This is a genomic window from Variovorax sp. 22077 (assembly GCF_052044195.1).
Classification (GTDB): Bacteria; Pseudomonadota; Gammaproteobacteria; order Burkholderiales; family Burkholderiaceae_C; genus Variovorax; species Variovorax atrisoli.
The window spans coordinates 252,778-270,084 of sequence record NZ_JBQEQC010000003.1 but is presented as its reverse complement, the minus strand read 5'-3'; the positions used below and the strand labels follow the sequence as shown (position 1 = coordinate 270,084).

Genomic DNA, 17,307 nt, shown 5'->3' with positions numbered 1-17,307 from the left:
TTCTGCCAGTGAAGGACGGGCCCCCACGCTCGGCACTGCGTGTCCTCGCTGCCCCCCCGGGGGGCGCTCGCTTGCTTGGGGCGGCCCGGCGCGGCGCTCGGGACTAAACTCGTCGGCGCACACTTCCAGCAAATGACCATCCAGACAGACGACTTCGCGCCCGCCCCCCAACGCGTGGTGTCCGCGGCCCCCGCATCGCCCAACGAGGAGGCGATCGAACGGGCGTTGCGCCCCAAGCTGCTCGACGAGTACGTCGGCCAGGCCAAGGTGCGCGAGCAGCTCGAGATCTTCATCGGCGCCGCGCGCAAGCGGAAGGAAGCCCTCGACCACGTGCTGCTTTTCGGCCCGCCGGGCCTGGGCAAGACCACGCTGTCGCACATCGTCGCGGCCGAACTGGGCGTCAACCTGCGCCAGACCTCCGGCCCCGTGCTCGAGAAGCCCAAGGACCTGGCGGCGCTGCTGACCAACCTGGAGCCGAACGACGTGCTCTTCATCGACGAGATCCACCGGCTGAGCCCGGTCGTCGAGGAAATCCTGTATCCGGCGCTGGAGGACTACCAGATCGACATCATGATCGGCGAGGGCCCCGCGGCGCGCAGCATCAAGCTCGACCTGCAGCCCTTCACGCTGGTGGGCGCCACCACCCGCGCCGGCATGCTGACCAACCCGCTGCGCGACCGCTTCGGCATCGTCGCGCGGCTGGAGTTCTACACGCCCGAGGAGCTCGCGCTGATCGTGCACCGCAGCGCCGGCCTGCTGAAGGTGGAGGCCGATGCGGCCGGCGGCTTCGAGATCGCCCGCCGCTCGCGCGGCACGCCCCGCATCGCCAACCGCCTGCTGCGCCGCGTGCGCGACTACGCCGAGGTCAAGGGCAACGGCCGCATCACCGAAGACATCGCGCATCGCGCGCTGGCCATGCTCGACGTCGATCCGCAGGGCTTCGACCTGATGGACCGCAAGCTGCTGGAGGCCGTCATCCACCGCTTCGACGGCGGCCCGGTCGGCCTGGACAACGTGGCCGCCAGCATCGGCGAAGAGCGCGACACCATCGAGGACGTGATCGAGCCCTACCTGATCCAGCAGGGCTACCTGCAGCGCACGCCGCGCGGACGCATCGCCACGCTGGCCGCCTACCGCCACCTGGGCGTGGCCCCGCCCTCGGGCCGTGCCGACGGCCCCGATCTCTTTGGAGCCTGATTCCCATGCACACCCATGACCTGAGCGCCTGGCAGCACGACCACCATTTCGGCGCCGACACCTCTTCCGCCGAGCGCAGCACGCGCCTGGTGATGTGGATCACCTTCGCGATGATGGTCGTCGAGATCGGCGCCGGATGGTGGTTCAACTCGATGGCGCTGCTGGCCGACGGCTGGCACATGAGCTCGCACGCGCTGGCCATCGGCCTGAGCGCCTTCGCCTATGCCGCCGCGCGCCGCTATGCGCGCGACCCGCGCTTCGCCTTCGGCACCTGGAAGATCGAGGTGCTGGGCGGCTTCGCGAGCGCGCTGGCGCTGCTGGGCGTGGCGGCGCTGATGGTGGTGGGCTCGCTGGAGCGGCTGTGGTCGCCCTCGGCCATCCATTACCCCGAGGCCATCGCCGTGGCGGTGCTGGGGCTGGTGGTCAACCTGGTCTGTGCGCGGCTGCTGGGCGGGGCGCATCACCATCACGGGCACGACCATGGACATGCACACGACGACCATCACCACGGGCACGGCCATCACGATCACCATGGCCACGACCTGAACCTGCGCTCGGCCTACCTGCACGTCGTGGCCGACGCCGCCACCTCGGTGCTCGCCATCGCGGCGCTGCTGGGAGGCTGGTTCTACGGCTGGGCCTGGCTCGACCCGGCGATGGGCATCGTTGGCGCGGTGCTGGTGGCGGCCTGGGCCAAGGGGCTGCTGAAGGAGACCGGCAAGGTGCTGCTCGACCGCGAGATGGACCACCCCGTCACCGCGGAGATCAAGGAAGGCGTCGAGACCCTGCTGGCCGATTCCGAGACCCGCGTGGCCGACCTGCACGTGTGGCGCGTGGGCCGCGACGCCTACGCCTGCGCGCTCACCGTGGTGACCCACTCGCCGACGCTCACCGCCGACCAGGTGCGGGCCTGCTTCTCGATGCACGAGGAGATCCGCCACTCGACGGTGGAAATCCAGCGCTGCGTGGATTAGGTTCTTCCTCCTTCCCCCGCTGGGGCAAGGCTGGGATGGGGGCACGACGGCGCGACCATTCCAACGCCGCCTGCCCCACCCCAACCCTCCCCCAGCGGGGGAGGGAGCGAGCCGAAGTCAATTGACCGGGGCGCCCTGTTCTTTCTCCTTCCCCCTTTGGGGGAAGGTTGGGATGGGGGCACGACAGCGTGCCTATTCCAACGCCGCCTGCCCCCACCCCGGCCCTCCCCCGGAAGGGGACGGAGCAAGTCAAATCGAGGCGCTGCGCCTCGCGTGCCGCACGATCAACACCTGCGCCGCGTAATACGTCGCCAGCACCCACAGCTGCGCCAGCGGCAGCGGCATCACGAACCGGTTGATCGCCAGCAGCGAGTCGCTCAGCATGAAGAAGCAGGCACCCACCGCCACCCATGGCGCCGATGGGTCGCTCCGGCGCAGCACCGCCGCGCGCCCGATGGCCTGCGCCGCCATGCAGGCGATCACCACCACATAGGCGCCGACCGGAATCCGCAGCGCCGCCGGCAGCCCGCCATGCCAGAGGAAGGCGTACATCGCCGCGCCGACCAGCAGCGTGGCCGCCAGCGCCCCGGGGCGCGGGAACAGTCCCACGCCGATGCGGAACAGCGCGATGTAGGCGAGGTGGGCCAGCAGGAAGCACACGAGGCCGGGCACGAACATCCCGGCCGGCCCCATCAGCAGCACGTCGCCTGCCAGCGAAGCGACCAGGCCCGCCACCAGCAGGCCGTCGAAGCCGGTGACCGGGCCGGCCGCGAGCGCCCGCCGGGCCGCGAGGAAGATCGCGATCGACAGGGCCAGCGGCTTGAAGACGTGGTGCAGCCAGCCGATGCCCAGTGCCGCGCTGGCCGTGGCCAGGGCTGCGGTCTCGATCAGCAGCACCTCGGTGACCGTCAGCCGCCCCTGCAGAACGCCGCCGATCGCCCACAGCATCGCCGTCAGCGTGGCCAGCCAGACGGCGGCGTGCGACAGCGGCATGAGGTCGGAGAACCACAGGAAGACCACAGCGCACCCGACCAGCAGCAGGAACTGGATGCCCGCGAACCACTGCACGCCCGCGCTCACCGCCGGCTCGTAGCGCGTCACCTTCGCGATGTCGAAGGCCGGCTTGGGAAAGCGCGCCGCCACGTCCGCCGGCCGCCAGCCCGGCGGCTTGAGCCACACGCGCAGCTTGTCGGCCCAGCTGCGCGCGTGCCATGAATCCTTCGCGAGCGCCCAGTAGACCTCGGCGTTGGCCCACAGCGGGTCCCAGCTGCGCAGCCCGCCGCGCGTGCCGTAGATGCAGCGCTCGTCCTCCTCGCGGAAGGTGCCGAAGATGCGGTCCCACACGATCAGGACGCCGCCGTAGTTGCGGTCGAGGTACTTGTCGTTCACCGCGTGGTGCACGCGGTGGTTCGAGGGCGAGCAGAACCAGCGGTCGAACCAGCCCAGCCTGCCCACCTGCTCGGTGTGCACCCAGAACTGGTAGAGCAGGTCGACGAGCGCCACCACGCCGAACACCAGCGGCGGCACGCCGGCCACCGCCATCGGCAGGTAGAAGATCCAGCCCAGCAGCGCGCCGCTGGAGGTCTGGCGCAACGCGGTCGACAGGTTGTAGTGCTGGCTCTGGTGGTGCACCACGTGCGCCGCCCACAGCACGGCCGACTCGTGGCCCATGCGGTGCAGCCAGTAGTAGCAGAAGTCGTAGAACACGAGCGCCAGCAGCCAGCCGTACCAGGTGGTCCAGAACTGCCGGGCCGCTTCCTGCGGAAAGAGCGAGATCGCCGAGTACACGGCCGTGTAGATGCCGATGCGCAGCAGGCCGGTGAGCACCGCGCTGACTTGGCTGAGCATGCCCAGCCCGACGCTGTTGATGGCGTCGGCGAGGCGGTAGGTGTCCTGCCCGGTGCCGCGGCGGGCCCGGGCACGGCCGACCGCGAACTCGATCCCCATCAGCAGGAAGAAGACGGGTGTCGCAAGAACGATGATCTGGCCAGGTCGCATCGCGCGATTGTGGCGTTGCTGCACTGCCACAAGTCACCGGCATGTCACGGGGTCGCCATCGTACGGTCACCCGGCGGTGGGAGCCTACCGGGCCATGCAACGCGACGACGCTTTCCTTCGCGCATGGCGCGACACCGCGGCCCGGGCACTCGACCCGGAGGACGACGATCGCGGGCGTCCGCCGCTGCACTTCCGCACCCTCTGGATCTCCGACCTGCACCTGGGCACCCCCGGCTGCCAGGCCCGGGCCCTGCTCGATTTCCTCAAGCACACAGAGTGCGAGACGCTGTTCCTGGTCGGCGACATCATCGACGGCTGGCAGCTCAAGCGGCACTGGTACTGGCCGCAGGCGCACAACGACGTGATCCAGAAGCTGCTGCGCAAGGCGCGCAAGGGCACACGCGTGATCTTCATCCCGGGCAACCACGACGAGTTCGCCCGCAAGTACCTGCACCACAACTTCGGCGGAATCGACGTGGCCGACGAATGGATCCACGAGACGGCCGACGGCCGCAAGCTCTGGATCATCCACGGCGACCTGTTCGACGGCGTGATCCAGTGCGCCAAGTGGCTGGCCTACGTGGGCGACTCGCTCTACGAGTTCACGCTCAAGCTCAACCGCCACCTCAATTCGCTGCGCGCGCGCATGGGGCTGCCTTACTGGTCGCTTTCCAAGTACCTCAAGGGCAAGGTGAAGCGCGCCGTGAGCTACGTGGGCGACTTCGAAGTGGCCGTGGCGCGCGAGGCCAGCAAGCGCGGCGCGCAGGGCGTGGTCTGCGGCCACATCCACCATGCCGAGATGCGCGACATCGACGGCATCCTCTACTGCAACGACGGCGACTGGGTCGAGAGCCTCACGGCGCTGGCCGAGCATGCCGACGGCACGCTCGAAATCATCGACTGGGCCAGGCACATGCCCGTGCCGTCGAAGGCGACGCCGCAGCGCGAGGCCGTCGCCGCCTGAAGCGCGGAAAAAAGAGGCAGGGCTGCCGCGCTCAGCCTCTGCGGTCGCGCCCGGTCGAGCTGCTCGCGCCAGGCGTCGTAGTGCTTCAGCATGCTCCTGCCCAGCTCGTCCATCCACAGCCACCAGGCCAGCGCGAGGTTCTCGGGGCCGTCGGAATCGGGTGGGTCGAGGGCAGGCGTGGCGCCGGGCTGTTCCGGCAGCTCGTAGTCGCACAGGCGCTCGACGCTGCTGTGCGGAAAGCCGGGAATGACAGTGCTCACTGCAGTGCTCCTTCGAGGGCGGCGCTTTCTTCTCTGCCGCACGGAACAGCTCCCCGCGAACGATTGAAGCAGCAACCGATGCCCCGCCGTATCGGACTATCCCGCATGCAAACCATGTTCCACGGAAATCCGTGAGCCTCCGCAGTGCATGCATGGGGCGCGCCGCCACGTTCGTCCGATCCGACGATGCCGGCCGGCCCGGACGGCATCACACTCGGCCAGGGCATTCCCGAAGGAGACGACGAACACCATGGCCTGGGCACTCACGACCGCGGAGGCCGCGTTCCGCGACGAGGTCAGAGACTTCCTCGCGCGCGAGCTGACGCCGGAGCTGCGCGCCGCCGGCCGGCGCAGCTCCGGCATCTTCAGCGACCATGAATACGGCAACCGCTGGCACCGCATCCTCGCCGGGCGCGGCTGGAGCGTGCCGCACTGGCCGGTGGAGCACGGCGGCACCGGCTGGACGCCGATGCAGCACTACATCTTCTCGGCAGAGCTGGCGGCCGCCGACGCCCCGCCGCGCGCCCCGATGGGCCCGGGCATGGTCGCGCCGGTGATCATCGCCTTCGGCACCGAGGCGCAGAAGAAGGCCTGGCTGCCCGGCATCCGCTCGGGCGAGGACTACTGGTGCCAGGGCTACTCCGAGCCGCAGTCGGGCTCCGACCTGGCCTCGCTTCAGTGCAAGGCCGTGCGCGATGGAGACCACTACGTCATCAACGGCACCAAGATCTGGACCACCCACGCCCAGTACGCCAACCGCATGTTCTGCCTGGTGCGCACCGCCTCGGGCGGCAAGCCGCAGCAGGGCATCAGCTTCCTGTGCTTCGACATCCCGGCGCCGGGCATCACCATCCGGCCGATCGTCAGCATCTCGGGCGACCACGAGCTCAACCAGGTGTTCTTCGACGACGTGCGCGTGCCGGCCGAAGGGCTCATCGGCGAGGAGAACCAGGGCTGGGCCATCGCCAAGTACCTGCTGCAGCACGAGCGCGGCGGTGCGTGGGCGCCGATGCTGCGCGCGCGCCTGCGCCGCCTGCAGCAAGCCGCGGACGCAGCCTTCGCGGCGGCGGGCGACGCGCAGGAGGCCGACGACATGGCCCTGCGCCTGGCCGAAGCCGAATGCGCCATCGACGCGCTCGAGGCCACCGAGCTGCAATCGCTGCGCGCCCAGGCCCGCGGCGAGCCGCACGGCATCCGCCCTTCGATGGGCAAGGTGCTGGGCTCCGAACTGCGCCAGCGGCTGACCGAGCTCGGCGTCGAGATCGCCGCCCACTACGCAGCCGCCGACCTTCCGCTGGACGACCAGCTGCAGGGAGGCGAACTGCCCGTTCCGGAGGACGGCGTGTTCTCGATGTCGGCCTACCTCAACGACCGCGCGGCGTCGATCTACGCGGGGTCCAACGAGGTGCAGCGCAACATCGTCGCGGCCCATTTGCTGGCGAACTGAGGGCTGTGCCATGAACGCCACCACCGAACGCGACGACACCCTGGCGATGCTGCGCGACAGCCTCGCGCGCTACCTCGACGACAACCACGGCTTCGAGCAGCGCCTGTATGCGCTGCGCAAGGCCGACGACGCGCCGCCGCCTTTCTGGCAGGGCCTTGCCGGCGAACTCGGCCTGCTGGGCGCGGCGCTGCCCGAACCGCAGGGCGGCCTCGGCGGCGGCATGCCCGCGCATCTCGCCGTGATGGAAACGCTGGGCGGCGCACTCGCCGCCGAGCCCTACCTGTCGACCATGGTCATCGGCGCCGGCCTGCTGCAGCGCAACCCGGGCGTGCAGGCCGATGCGCTGCTCGCTCGCACGGTCGCGGGCGAGGCCGTGCTCGCATTCGCCCATGGCGAGCCGCAGAGCCGGCACGACCGCGCCGATGTGCGGACCGAAGCCGTGCGCGATGCCGACGGCTCCTTCTGCCTGAACGGACGCAAGGCCGTGGTACACGCCGCGCCATGGGCCAGCCACCTGCTCGTGAGCGCGCGAGGCGGCGCCGGTCTCTCGCTCTTCGTCGTTCCGAAGAACACGCCCGGCCTGAGCCTGCGTGCCTACCCGACGCGCGACGGCGGCCGTGCGGCGGAGATCGCATTCGACGACCTGCGCCTGCCGGCCGACGCATTGCTGGGCGAGGAGGGCGGCGCGCTGCCGCAGATCGAACGGGCGCTCGACGAGGCCACGCTCGCCGTGTGCGCCGAATCGGTCGGCGTCATGCGCCGCCTGATGCGCGACACGCTCGACTACGTGCGGCAGCGCAGGCAGTTCGGCGTGCCGATCGCGAGCTTCCAGGTGCTTCAGCACCGGTTGGCCGACATGCACATGGCGCTGGAACAGGCCGCGGCGCTCACGGCCAGCGTCGGCGAAGCCATCGACGGCGCCTCGCCCGGCGAACGCGCACGCGCCGTCTCGTCCGCCAAGGTGGCCGCCGCCAGGGCCTGCAGGGCGGTCGGGCAGGGGGCGGTGCAGCTGCATGGCGGCATGGGCATGACCGAAGAGCTGGCAGTGGGCCACTACGTGCGCCGCGCCACGCTCATCGAGGGCCAGTTCGGACCGCCTTCGTGGCACCTGCGCCGCGTCGCGAAGCTGCGCGCCGCGGCGGCGCTGGCGTAGCGCATTCGTCGCTTTCGACGATGCGGCGCCAGGGGGGCGGCGCCAAGATGCCTCCACACACAGGAGACAGACCATGGCAGGTCCACTGCAAGGCCTTCGGGTGATCGAGATGGCGGGCATCGGCCCCGGCCCGTTCTGCGCGATGCTGTTCGCCGACATGGGCGCGGAGGTGATCCGCATCGAGCGCCCCGGCACGCGCACCACGCCGCACGACATCCTCGCGCGCGGGCGCAGCACGCTGCAGGTCGACCTGCGCGCGGAAGGCGCCGCGCAATCGGTGCTCGACGCCATCGCCAGGGCCGACGTGCTCATCGAGGGCTTCCGCCCCGGCGTGATGGAGCGCCTGGGCCTCGGCCCCGCCGAATGCCACGCGCGCAACCCGCGGCTGGTTTACGGCCGCATGACCGGCTGGGGCCAGCACGGTCCCCTCGCGCATGCGGCGGGCCACGACATCAACTACATCGCCATCAGCGGCGCGCTGCACGCCATCGGCCGCGCGGGCGAGCCGCCGGTGCCGCCGCTGAACTACGTGGGCGACTTCGGCGGCGGCGCGATGCTGCTGGCATTCGGCATCCTCGCCGCGCTGCACGAGGCCAAGGGCTCGGGCCAGGGCCAGGTGGTCGATGCCGCCATGACCGACGGCGCGGCGCTGCTGTCGGCCATGATGTACGGCTTCAGGTCGGCCGGACAGTGGAGCAGCCAGCGCGGCGAGAACATGCTCGACGGCGGCGCGCACTTCTACGACACCTACGCCTGCGCCGACGGCAAGTACGTGGCCGTGGGCGCCATCGAGCCGCAGTTCTACGCGCTGCTGCGCGAGCGCTGCGGCATCGCCGACGACACCGCCTTCGACGCGCAGATGGACGCCGACCGCTGGCCGATGCTCAAGCTGCGCATGGCCGACGTGTTCCGCACCCGCACGCGCGACGAGTGGTGCGTGCTGCTCGAGGGCAGCGACGCCTGCTTCGCGCCCGTGCTCGACTGGGACGAGGCCCCGGAGCATCCGCACAACGTGGCGCGCGGCACCTTCGCCAACGTGGGCGGCGTGGTGCAGCCCGCGCCCGCGCCGCGATTCAGCCGCACCGCGCCGACGGTGCCGCAGGCCACTGCCGGCGAAGACGGCCCCGCCGTGCTGCGCCGCTGGGGCGTGGCGGCGGAAGCCATCGCGCCGCTGTGCGGTGCTTGAACAGAGAAAACAAGAACGGAGACAGCCACCCATGTTCCTCACCCAACCCCTGCACAAGGGCCGGCGCGAGAAGCCGAAGGGCACCGCCATCGTCTGCGGCGCCACGCGGCAGGACTTCGTCACCCTCGCCGATCGCGTCGCGCGCCTGGGTGCGGTGCTGAAGCGACTGGGCATGGCGAGCGGCGACCGCGTCGGCATGATGAGCCTCAACTCGCACCGCTTCGTCGAATACTTCTTCGGCACCTGGTGGGGCGGCGGCGTGATCAATCCGGTCAACATCCGCTGGAACCCGAAGGAGGTCGCCTATTCGCTGGACGACTGCGACACCCGCATCCTGCTGGTGGACGACCTGTTCGTGCCGATGGTGCCGTCGCTGCGGCAGCTCTCGGCCTCGCTGCGCACCGTGGTCTATTGCGGCGACGGCGCGGTGCCCGAGGGCATGGTGGGCTACGAGGCGCTGCTGGGCGAGGCGCAGCCCATCGAAGATGCGCCGCACGCGCCCGACGAACTCGCCGCCATCATGTACACCGGCGGCACCACCGGGCAGCCCAAGGGCGTGATGCTCACGCACGGCAACCTGTGCATCAACGCGCTGAGCACCGTGGCGGCGCTGCCGCGCGATGCGCAGAACGCGGTGGCCCTCGTCGCCGCGCCCATGTTCCACGTGGCCGGCTGCGGCGCCACCATCCAGAACATGCTGCGGCTCACGCCCACGCACGTGCTGCCGATGTTCGACGAGCTGGCCGTGCTGCAGGCGGTGCAGTCCGCGCGCATCACCGAGATGTTCATGGTGCCGACCATGATCAAGCGCGTGATCGAGCATCCGCGCTTCGCGGAGTTCGACCTGTCTAGCCTGCGCCTGCTGTTCTACGGCGCTGCGCCGATCGATGCCGCGCTGCTCGACCAGGCGATGCGCGCCGTTCCGGGCGCCGCCTTCGCGCAGGTCTACGGCATGACGGAGCTGTCGCCCGTGGTCACGGCGCTGTCGCCCCGTTGCCACCTGCCCGGCCCCGATCGCGACCGGCTGCTGCGCTCCGCCGGCACGCCGGTGCCCATCGCCGAAGTACGCATCGTCGACGGCGAAGACAACGAACTGCCGCCCGGCCAGGTCGGCGAGATCGTCGCGCGCGGCCCCATGGTCATGAAGGGCTACTGGAACAAGCCCGAGCAGACCGAGGCCGCGCTGCGCGGCGGATGGATGCACACCGGCGACGGCGGCTACATGGACGACGAAGGCTTCGTCTATGTGGTCGACCGCATGAAGGACATGATCGTCAGCGGCGGCGAGAACGTGTATTCGGCCGAGGTCGAGAACGCCATCGCGAAGATGCCGCAGGTGCTGATGTCCGCGGTGATCGGCGTGCCGGACGACCAATGGGGCGAGCGCGTGCACGCGGTGATCGTGCGGCGCGAGGGCAGGGCGCTGGAGGCCGAGGCCGTCATCGCCCACTGCCGCGAGCACATCGCGAACTACAAGTGCCCGCGCAGCGTGGAGTTCCGCGACGCGCTGCCGCTGTCGGCGGCCGGCAAGCTGCAGAAGTTCCAGCTGCGCGAGCCCTTCTGGGCCGGCAGGCAACGGCGCGTGGGCTGAGCCGCGGGATCCGGCAGAAACAAGGAAAGCAAAGGAAGACAACATGGCCATCGATTTCCGCCGCTCCTGGAGCGACGAAGACCTGGAGCTGTACCGCGACAACGTGGTGCGATTCATCGAGACCGAAGTGCTGCCGCACGACGAGGAGGCCCGCAAGCGCGGTCACGTGGGCCACGAGGTGTGGCGCAAGGCCGGCGCGCTCGGCCTGCTGTGCGCCGACATTCCCGAGGAGTACGGCGGCGCCGGCGGCGACTTCCGCCACGAGGCCGTTTTCTACGAGGAGATGTCGCGCCGCGCGCTGACCGGCATGGCGACCTCGGTGCACAGCATCGTGGCGCACTACTTCCTCAACCACGGCACCGAGGCGCAGAAGCGCCACTACCTGCCGCGCATGGCGCGCGGCGAGCTGGTCGGCGCCATCGCCATGACCGAGCCGGGCGCGGGCTCCGACCTGCAGGGCGTGCGCACCCGCGCCGAGAAGAAGGAGGGCGGCTACGTCGTCAACGGCTCCAAGACCTTCATCACCAACGGATTCCTGGCCGGCGTGGTGCTGGTGGTGTGCAAGACCGACCCGACCCAGGGTGCCAAGGGCACCTCGATCCTCATCGTGGAGACGGAGGGCTGCAAGGGCTTCCGCGTGGGCCGCGTGCTCGACAAGATCGGCATGAAGGCGCAGGACACCTCCGAGCTCTTCTTCGACGACGTGCGCGTGGGCGCCGACGCGCTGCTCGGCGGCGCGGAGGGCCAAGGCTTCTTCCAGCTCATGAGCGACCTGCCCTATGAGCGCACCATCATCGGCCTGAGCGCGCTGGCCACCATGGAGGGCGCCTACCAGGCCACGCTCGACTACGTGCGCGATCGCAAGGCCTTCGGCAAGCCCGTCGCCGAGTTCCAGAACACGAAGTTCAAGCTCGCCGAGATCGCCACGCAGATCAAGGTGGGCCGCGCCTTCATCGACCGCTGCATCGAGGACCTGGTGGCCGGCAGGCTCGACACCGCCACCGCCTCCATGGCCAAGCTCTGGGGCTCGGAGGCGCAGGGCCGCGTGATCGACGAGTGCCTGCAGCTCTTCGGCGGCTACGGCTTCATGAACGAATACATGGTGGCGCGCATGTACGCAGATGCCCGGGTGCAGCGCATCTACGGCGGCACCAACGAGATCATGAAGGAGGTGATCGCCCGGGCCCTGTGAGACCCGGCTCTCCGGGCACGCTCAGGACAGCCGCCTGATCTGCGCCCGAGCGATCTCGCGGTGGGGGTAGGAGGGCGACAGCCCGATGAACTGCGTGTACTTCTCGCGCGCGGCCTCGGGGTTGCCTGCGTCCTCCAGCTCCAGCGCCTCCATCGTGTACTGGGTGAAGAGCAGGTTGGCATCGCTCTCGCGCGAGTCGGCTGCCAGCGACCTGGGCTGCAGCTCGGGCTGCGCGGCGTAGAGCTGCCGCTGCACCTCGATCACCTCGATCAGCGCGCGGCCGATGCGCTGGATGTTCTCGTCCACGGGGCCGAGATCGGTGCTGCGCACTTCCGCCGCGGCCTGGTCCATCAGGTGCGACGCGACGCGCAGCAGCTGGTGCAGGTGCTTGTGATTCATGGGCGGGCCGCTCCGCGCGGACGGCCGTCCCCTGGCCTCGCGGCGCGCGCGAGGCCTGTTCCTTGCAATGGACTCATCCGTTGTTCCGCCTCGTGCCGGTCGTCGCGCGGACGCCGGCCTCGACTTTTCCTCTCTGATGTCGTTCTTCTTCCCCGGCCGCAAGCTGCTTCAGGGCGAGCTGGTTCGCGCGTTCGGCGATGGCCATGTTCTTCGCCGCCTCGGCGCCGTACGTCTTCACCGAGAAGGCCTTGCTCACGCTGCCCTTGCCGGCGGTGTAGGTGATGGCGAGCCAGTAGCCCGGGTGGCTGGGGTTGGGCGCCTTGAAATGCACGCCGCTCACGCCGCTGGTGTTGTTGCGCCGGGTGATCTCCGACTTCGAGCGCTTGGGTTCGCGCGGCCCGGCAGGGTGGGCCGACAGCCCCATGCGGATCGCCTCCTCGGCCGGGTGGATGCGCGCCAGCCCGGTCATGCGCTTGAGCTGCTGTGCGCGCTCCTGGATCGCGAGCGCCTGCGCGTCGTCGCCCAGCTCGGCGACGGAGAAATCGGTGCGCAGTATCTCGTCGGGCGCGATGTAGGTCTTGGCCATCCAGGCGCGCACCCGGCCGCTGGGCGCGAGGTGGTGGAACACGCCGGTCACGCCGGTGCTGTTGTTGGCGCGGGGCTTCTCGGCCCGCGCACTGCGCGGCAGCGGCGGCACGCTGCGCACGATGTGGTCGCGCCAGTCCTGCGCGTGAAGCAGCGCCTGTTCCGCGCTGCCGTAGCTGGCCTTGCCGAACAGCCTGTGATGGCGGACGCCGTTGCGGACGATGGAGACTTCGAAACCCCAGGACCTGGCGTAGATGCCATACATGGCTGCCGGGTTCGGTACACCTTTGGGCATTCTCGATGTGATGCTGCTGCTTGCGTACTCAGCATCGCCGATGCTGATTCCGATGGGCTCCCCGGCTCGCGCGTCGCCGTCGCCATTGCTGTGGCTATCGGGCGCGCATTTTTCGCAGCTATTCTGGCCGAAGCGCCGCCATGAATCCGTCCGGGCGGCGGAGGCGGTCGGAAAAATATCCCCGGCGGCCCGCGCCGGGCACGGATATCCGCCGGCCGCCGCGCGAACGGCGCCGGGCGCGGACATCCACGGAATCACTGCGCCGGCCTCGCCTCGGCGGCGGCCATGCCGTGCAGCAGGGAGGAAGCCCGGAAGGGCTGGTCGGGCAGGAAGGGGATGGAGATCGCCGGCGTCTTCGCCGCGGCGCTGCTTTCCTGCTGCATGAACGCGTGCTTCTGCTCCAGCTGGCGCTGGCGTTCCTCGATGGCCAGCTGCTTCGCCTTCTCGGCGCCGTGCTCCTTGATGGAGAAGGCCTTGCTCACGCTGCCCCGGCCGGCCGTGTAGGTGATGGCGAGCCAGTACCCCGGATGGCCCGGATTCGGCGCCTTGAAATGCACGCCGCTCACACCGCTCGAATTGGTGCTGCGCTTGATCTCGGACTTGGAGCGCTTGGGCACCAGCGTCTCGGCCGGAGAGGCCGGCGGGCTCGTCCGGATGGACTCCTCGGCCGGATGCAGCCTGGCCAGGCCGTCCATGCGTTCGAGCTGCCGCGCCCGCTCCTCGATGGCCAGCGCCTGCGCCGCCTCGCCCACAGTGTTCACGGGAAAGTCGGTGCGCAGGATCTCGTCCTGCCCGATGTAGGTCTTGGCGACCCAGGCCCGCACCTTGCCGCCCGGCGCGACCTGGCAGAACACGCCCGACACGCCGGTGGTGTTGTTGACGCGCAGCTTCTCGGCGCGCGTGCGCCGAGGCACCGGCGGCACGCTGCGCACCACGCCGTCGCGCCATTCCTGCGCCTGGCGCAGCGCCTGGGCGTCGCCGCCGTAGCTGGCGCGGCCGAACTGCTGGAAATAGCGCTTTCCGTTTCGCACGATCGACACCTCGTAGCCCCAGCTGCGGGGGTAGATGCCGTACATGGCTGCGGAGTTGGGGATTCCTTTGGGCATGGTGCTTCGGCTCGAGTCCGCTCTCTGGTTCTTGCATGGCTTTCCCGCCGGGCGCTGGGGGGGGGCGGCGCCGGGCGAGGATTCCCGTGCGCCGCGATGCGCCTTGCGCTATCGCGGCAGTTGGAACACAGAGGGAAATGCTAGGGAAGCAGGCACCGGTGGGGTATCACCGGAATCCGTAGTTCAGGGGGTAGGCGGCGCCGGAATGAGGCCGGATGTAAGGCTATCGGATGACACCCAGCCTGCGCGCGATCGCCACCGCCTGCGTCCGGCTCTTCGCGTCCAGCTTCATGTTGATGTTGCGCAGGTGCGTGCGCACCGTGCTGTCGGAAACGAAGAGCTTCTCGGCCATAGCGCTGTTCGAGTAGCCCTCGGCCAGCAGCTGGAGCACGCGGATCTCCTTGCGCGTGAGCGGCTCCTTCATCGCCTCGCCGCCGGAGAGAGCCTCCGACTCGGCCGGCGCCGGCATCGGCCCCACGGCCTGCAGCAGCCGCTGCAGGTGGTCCGCCAGGATCGGGTCGCCGGCGCCGCCTTCCTGCATCGCGGCGGCGCTGCGGTGCACCAGCGTGCCCACGGCCGGGCCCTCGTCGAGGATCAGCCGCATGAAGCCCTCCTGGCTCGCGGACTGCAGCACGCCGGCGAACTCCTCGGTGGCGGCGGCCGGGTCGCCGGCGCGCTGCAGGGCCAGCGCACGCAGCACCCTGAGCTTGAGCGCGCGCCGGTTGCGGGCCGCGGCGAGCGCGGCGTGCAGTTCGGCGTCGAGCACGGACAGCGCCGCGCGCGCGTCGCCGAAGGCGATCTCCCAGCGCGCCTTGGCCAGCGCCAGGTAGTCGAGGTCGTGGGCCGGCAGGCGCTGGCGGCGCTCGCGGTCCCACAGGGCGGGGTCGTCGGCGCGCAGCAGCTCGTCGTGCGAGGCGGGGCCGTTGCCCTGCAGCAGCAGCATGCGCGAGCGCTCCAGCTTGGCGCCGGCCACCACGCGCGGCAGCTGGCGCTGGTGGCCCAGGTACTCGAGCTCGGTGAGCGCCTGGAAGGCCGCGTCGATGTCGCCCGCGTGGAAGGCCAGCCGCGAGCGCATCGCGTGGCTCAGGATCATGTGGTCGGGCAGGCCCACGTCGCGCGCCAGCGGCAGGTAAACGTTCAGCAGGCGCTCGGCCTGCACGAGCTGGTTGGTCTCGTACACGGCGCCCGCGTAGAGCACGCCGGCCCATGCGTTGCCGTGGCTGTGGTTGTACGACACCGCATGCGTGGAATCGACCGCCATGCGCAGCCGCGCGGTGGCCTGCCGCAGCCGGCCTTCGTGCAGGTCGAACAGGCCCGCCAGCGACTCGGTGTACATGCGGTTGAAGGCGCTGTTGCCCTGCTCGCGCCGGGCCGCGTCGAGCAGCCGCTGCGCCTCGTGTTGGTCGCCGCGCACCGCGAGGATGTGCGCCATCGCGTTGAGCAGCACGCTGTCGGCGAAGGCCAGGCCGGTGGGCAGGCGCGCCAGGCTCTGGCGGCCGGCCTCGTAGGCCTCGTCGTGGCGGTCCTGCATGGCCAGCAGCAGCGGCACCAGGGTGTGGGCGCTCGCGCGCACCTCGGCGATGGGGCTGTCGAGGCAGCCCGATTCGTCGAGCTGCCGCATCGCGTCCCACGGGCCGTGGGTGAAGCAGGTGGCCCACAGCGAGATCGGCTGCAGGAACGGATGCCCGCGCAGCTGGTGCTCGGGAATGGCCGAGAACCAGCGCGCCAGCATGCGCATGCGGCCCTCTTCGAGGAACTGCGCGGCGTGATGGTCGAGCAGGTTCAGCGCATGCGGATGGTCGCCGCCCTCGATCGCATGGTCGATCGCCGGCACCGGGCGGCCGTGCGATTCGTACCAGCCCGAGGCCGCAAGGTGCAGCCGCGCAGGCTCGCCAGGCATCTCGCGCGCGAGCTGCGCGCGCAGGAAGTCGGCGAAGAGGCTGTGGTAGCGCCACGCATCGCCATCGCCGCTCACCGGCGTGAGGAACAGGTTCGACGCGGCCAGCTGCTCGAGGATGGCCGCGCAGTCCACGCGCGGGCACAGCGCCTGGCACACCGATGCGTCGAGCTGCCTCAGGATGCTGGTGCGCAGCAGGAAGTCGCGGATCTCCTTCGGCTGGTGCGCGAGCACGTCCTCGGCGAGGTACTCGGCCACCGCGCGGTCGGAGCCCGAGAAGCGCTCGACAAAAGCAGTGGCGGTGGCGCCCGCCGAGCCCGCGCCGTGGCGCTCCAGCGCCATCGACGCGAGCCAGATCGCCGCCACCCAGCCCTCGGTCTTGCGGTGCAGCAGCGAGAGCATCTCGGCCGGCAGCGACTGGCGCAGGCCGAAGAAGGCGCCGGTCTCCTCCAGGCTGAAGCGCAGCCGGTCGGTGTCGATCTCGGTGAGCTGCCCGCGCGCGCGCAGCCGGCCCAGGCCCAGGTCGGGCAGGCTGCGCGAGCCGATCACGATCTGCCCGCGGCGCGGCAGGTGTTCGACGATCTCGCGCACCAGCCCCAGCACGGCCGGCTCCTGCACCCGCTCGAAGTCGTCGAGGAAGAGCGTGAAGGGCGACTCGTGCGCCGCCAGCGCGGCCACCGCATCGAAGGGGTTGTTGCCGCCGTTGCCGCGCGGGTCTTCCACGCCCAGGCGCTGCACGGCCTCGGCCAGGCAGTCGAGGAAGCGCGAGACGTCGTTGTCGGCGCGGTCCAGCGTAAGCCATGCGGTGGCGATGCCCCGGGCCTCCATGCGCTCGCGGATCTGCGCCATGGCGGTGGTCTTGCCGAAGCCGGCCGGCGCGCGCACGAGCACCAGCTTCACGGCCGCCGAGGCGACCTCTTCCCCGATCGCGGTGCGCGGCACCTGCGTGGCGACGAAGGCCGGGGGATTGAGCTTTGTTTCGAGGATCCGGGGGGTGGACGGCTGCATGCGGCGCTGAAATCCCGTCGTTTCCGACGATGTGTGCGGCCGATTCTGCTTCCTA

General features: G+C 70.3%; 13 protein-coding genes. 8 read left to right on the top strand and 5 right to left on the bottom strand.

Features of this window, described 5'->3' with window-relative positions:
- Positions 1-132 precede the first annotated feature (132 nt).
- Positions 133-1,197, top strand: coding sequence for a Holliday junction branch migration DNA helicase RuvB (gene ruvB, locus ACTJLF_RS05795; protein WP_019656330.1), 1,065 nt, complete (start codon positions 133-135; stop codon positions 1,195-1,197).
- 5 nt (positions 1,198-1,202) lie between these two features.
- Entirely contained in the window at positions 1,203-2,171 is a 969-nt protein-coding gene (gene dmeF, locus ACTJLF_RS05790; protein ID WP_354425468.1) for a CDF family Co(II)/Ni(II) efflux transporter DmeF, read from the top strand.
- A gap of 249 nt (positions 2,172-2,420) precedes the next feature.
- Here dmeF and ACTJLF_RS05785 read toward each other — a convergent pair whose 3' ends face one another.
- Positions 2,421-4,169 carry a lysoplasmalogenase family protein gene (locus ACTJLF_RS05785; RefSeq protein ID WP_440882667.1) on the bottom strand — a complete coding sequence of 583 codons (1,749 nt, stop codon included), beginning with the start codon at positions 4,167-4,169 and terminating at the stop codon, positions 2,421-2,423.
- Positions 4,170-4,263: 94 nt separating this feature from the next.
- Between ACTJLF_RS05785 and ACTJLF_RS05780 the strand changes: the two genes are divergently transcribed.
- The 6 genes from ACTJLF_RS05780 (at position 4,264) to ACTJLF_RS05755 (ending at position 11,962) form a co-directional block, all read left to right on the top strand.
- The gene (locus ACTJLF_RS05780; RefSeq protein ID WP_019656327.1) at positions 4,264-5,133 is read left to right on the top strand and encodes a UDP-2,3-diacylglucosamine diphosphatase; all 870 of its coding nucleotides are present in this window, start codon (positions 4,264-4,266) and stop codon (positions 5,131-5,133) included.
- 510 nt (positions 5,134-5,643) lie between these two features.
- Positions 5,644-6,840 (top strand): acyl-CoA dehydrogenase family protein, encoded by a 1,197-nt coding sequence (locus tag ACTJLF_RS05775; RefSeq protein WP_440882666.1) that lies wholly within the window; start codon positions 5,644-5,646, stop codon positions 6,838-6,840.
- 10 nt (positions 6,841-6,850) lie between these two features.
- Positions 6,851-7,993, top strand: a complete 1,143-nt coding sequence (locus ACTJLF_RS05770; protein WP_440882665.1) for an acyl-CoA dehydrogenase family protein — start codon at positions 6,851-6,853, stop codon at positions 7,991-7,993.
- A 73-nt stretch (positions 7,994-8,066) separates the two neighbouring features.
- Positions 8,067-9,179, top strand: coding sequence for a CaiB/BaiF CoA transferase family protein (locus tag ACTJLF_RS05765; RefSeq protein WP_440882664.1), 1,113 nt, complete (start codon positions 8,067-8,069; stop codon positions 9,177-9,179).
- A gap of 31 nt (positions 9,180-9,210) precedes the next feature.
- On the top strand, positions 9,211-10,770 hold the full coding sequence (locus tag ACTJLF_RS05760; protein WP_440882663.1) for a long-chain-fatty-acid--CoA ligase: 1,560 nt from the start codon (positions 9,211-9,213) through the stop codon (positions 10,768-10,770).
- 43 nt (positions 10,771-10,813) lie between these two features.
- Positions 10,814-11,962 carry an acyl-CoA dehydrogenase family protein gene (locus ACTJLF_RS05755; protein ID WP_126184753.1) on the top strand — a complete coding sequence of 383 codons (1,149 nt, stop codon included), beginning with the start codon at positions 10,814-10,816 and terminating at the stop codon, positions 11,960-11,962.
- 21 nt (positions 11,963-11,983) lie between these two features.
- Here ACTJLF_RS05755 and ACTJLF_RS05750 read toward each other — a convergent pair whose 3' ends face one another.
- The 4 genes from ACTJLF_RS05750 to ACTJLF_RS05735 form a co-directional block, all read right to left on the bottom strand.
- On the bottom strand, positions 11,984-12,361 hold the full coding sequence (locus ACTJLF_RS05750) for a hypothetical protein (RefSeq protein WP_019656320.1): 378 nt from the start codon (positions 12,359-12,361) through the stop codon (positions 11,984-11,986).
- A gap of 73 nt (positions 12,362-12,434) precedes the next feature.
- Positions 12,435-13,241 carry an AP2 domain-containing protein gene (locus ACTJLF_RS05745; protein ID WP_440882662.1) on the bottom strand — a complete coding sequence of 269 codons (807 nt, stop codon included), beginning with the start codon at positions 13,239-13,241 and terminating at the stop codon, positions 12,435-12,437.
- A 254-nt stretch (positions 13,242-13,495) separates the two neighbouring features.
- Complete coding sequence (locus tag ACTJLF_RS05740) at positions 13,496-14,347, bottom strand: AP2 domain-containing protein (RefSeq protein ID WP_440882661.1); 852 nt, start codon at positions 14,345-14,347, stop codon at positions 13,496-13,498.
- Positions 14,348-14,570: 223 nt separating this feature from the next.
- On the bottom strand, positions 14,571-17,252 hold the full coding sequence (locus tag ACTJLF_RS05735) for a LuxR C-terminal-related transcriptional regulator (protein WP_440882660.1): 2,682 nt from the start codon (positions 17,250-17,252) through the stop codon (positions 14,571-14,573).
- Positions 17,253-17,307 lie beyond the last annotated feature (55 nt).

Excerpts from the sequence above, each read along its gene's own strand:
- ACTJLF_RS05775 (WP_440882666.1), top strand. The coding sequence starts at position 5,644 with ATGGCCTGGGCACTCACGACCGCGGAGGCCGCGTTCCGCGACGAGGTC.
- ACTJLF_RS05750 (WP_019656320.1), bottom strand. The coding sequence starts at position 12,361 with ATGAATCACAAGCACCTGCACCAGCTGCTGCGCGTCGCGTCGCACCTG.
- dmeF (WP_354425468.1), top strand. The coding sequence starts at position 1,203 with ATGCACACCCATGACCTGAGCGCCTGGCAGCACGACCACCATTTCGGC.
- ACTJLF_RS05755 (WP_126184753.1), top strand. The coding sequence starts at position 10,814 with ATGGCCATCGATTTCCGCCGCTCCTGGAGCGACGAAGACCTGGAGCTG.
- ACTJLF_RS05735 (WP_440882660.1), bottom strand. The coding sequence starts at position 17,252 with ATGCAGCCGTCCACCCCCCGGATCCTCGAAACAAAGCTCAATCCCCCG.
- ruvB (WP_019656330.1), top strand. The coding sequence starts at position 133 with ATGACCATCCAGACAGACGACTTCGCGCCCGCCCCCCAACGCGTGGTG.
- ACTJLF_RS05785 (WP_440882667.1), bottom strand. The coding sequence starts at position 4,169 with ATGCGACCTGGCCAGATCATCGTTCTTGCGACACCCGTCTTCTTCCTG.
- ACTJLF_RS05745 (WP_440882662.1), bottom strand. The coding sequence starts at position 13,241 with ATGCCCAAAGGTGTACCGAACCCGGCAGCCATGTATGGCATCTACGCC.
- ACTJLF_RS05765 (WP_440882664.1), top strand. The coding sequence starts at position 8,067 with ATGGCAGGTCCACTGCAAGGCCTTCGGGTGATCGAGATGGCGGGCATC.
- ACTJLF_RS05780 (WP_019656327.1), top strand. The coding sequence starts at position 4,264 with ATGCAACGCGACGACGCTTTCCTTCGCGCATGGCGCGACACCGCGGCC.
- ACTJLF_RS05740 (WP_440882661.1), bottom strand. The coding sequence starts at position 14,347 with ATGCCCAAAGGAATCCCCAACTCCGCAGCCATGTACGGCATCTACCCC.
- ACTJLF_RS05770 (WP_440882665.1), top strand. The coding sequence starts at position 6,851 with ATGAACGCCACCACCGAACGCGACGACACCCTGGCGATGCTGCGCGAC.
- ACTJLF_RS05760 (WP_440882663.1), top strand. The coding sequence starts at position 9,211 with ATGTTCCTCACCCAACCCCTGCACAAGGGCCGGCGCGAGAAGCCGAAG.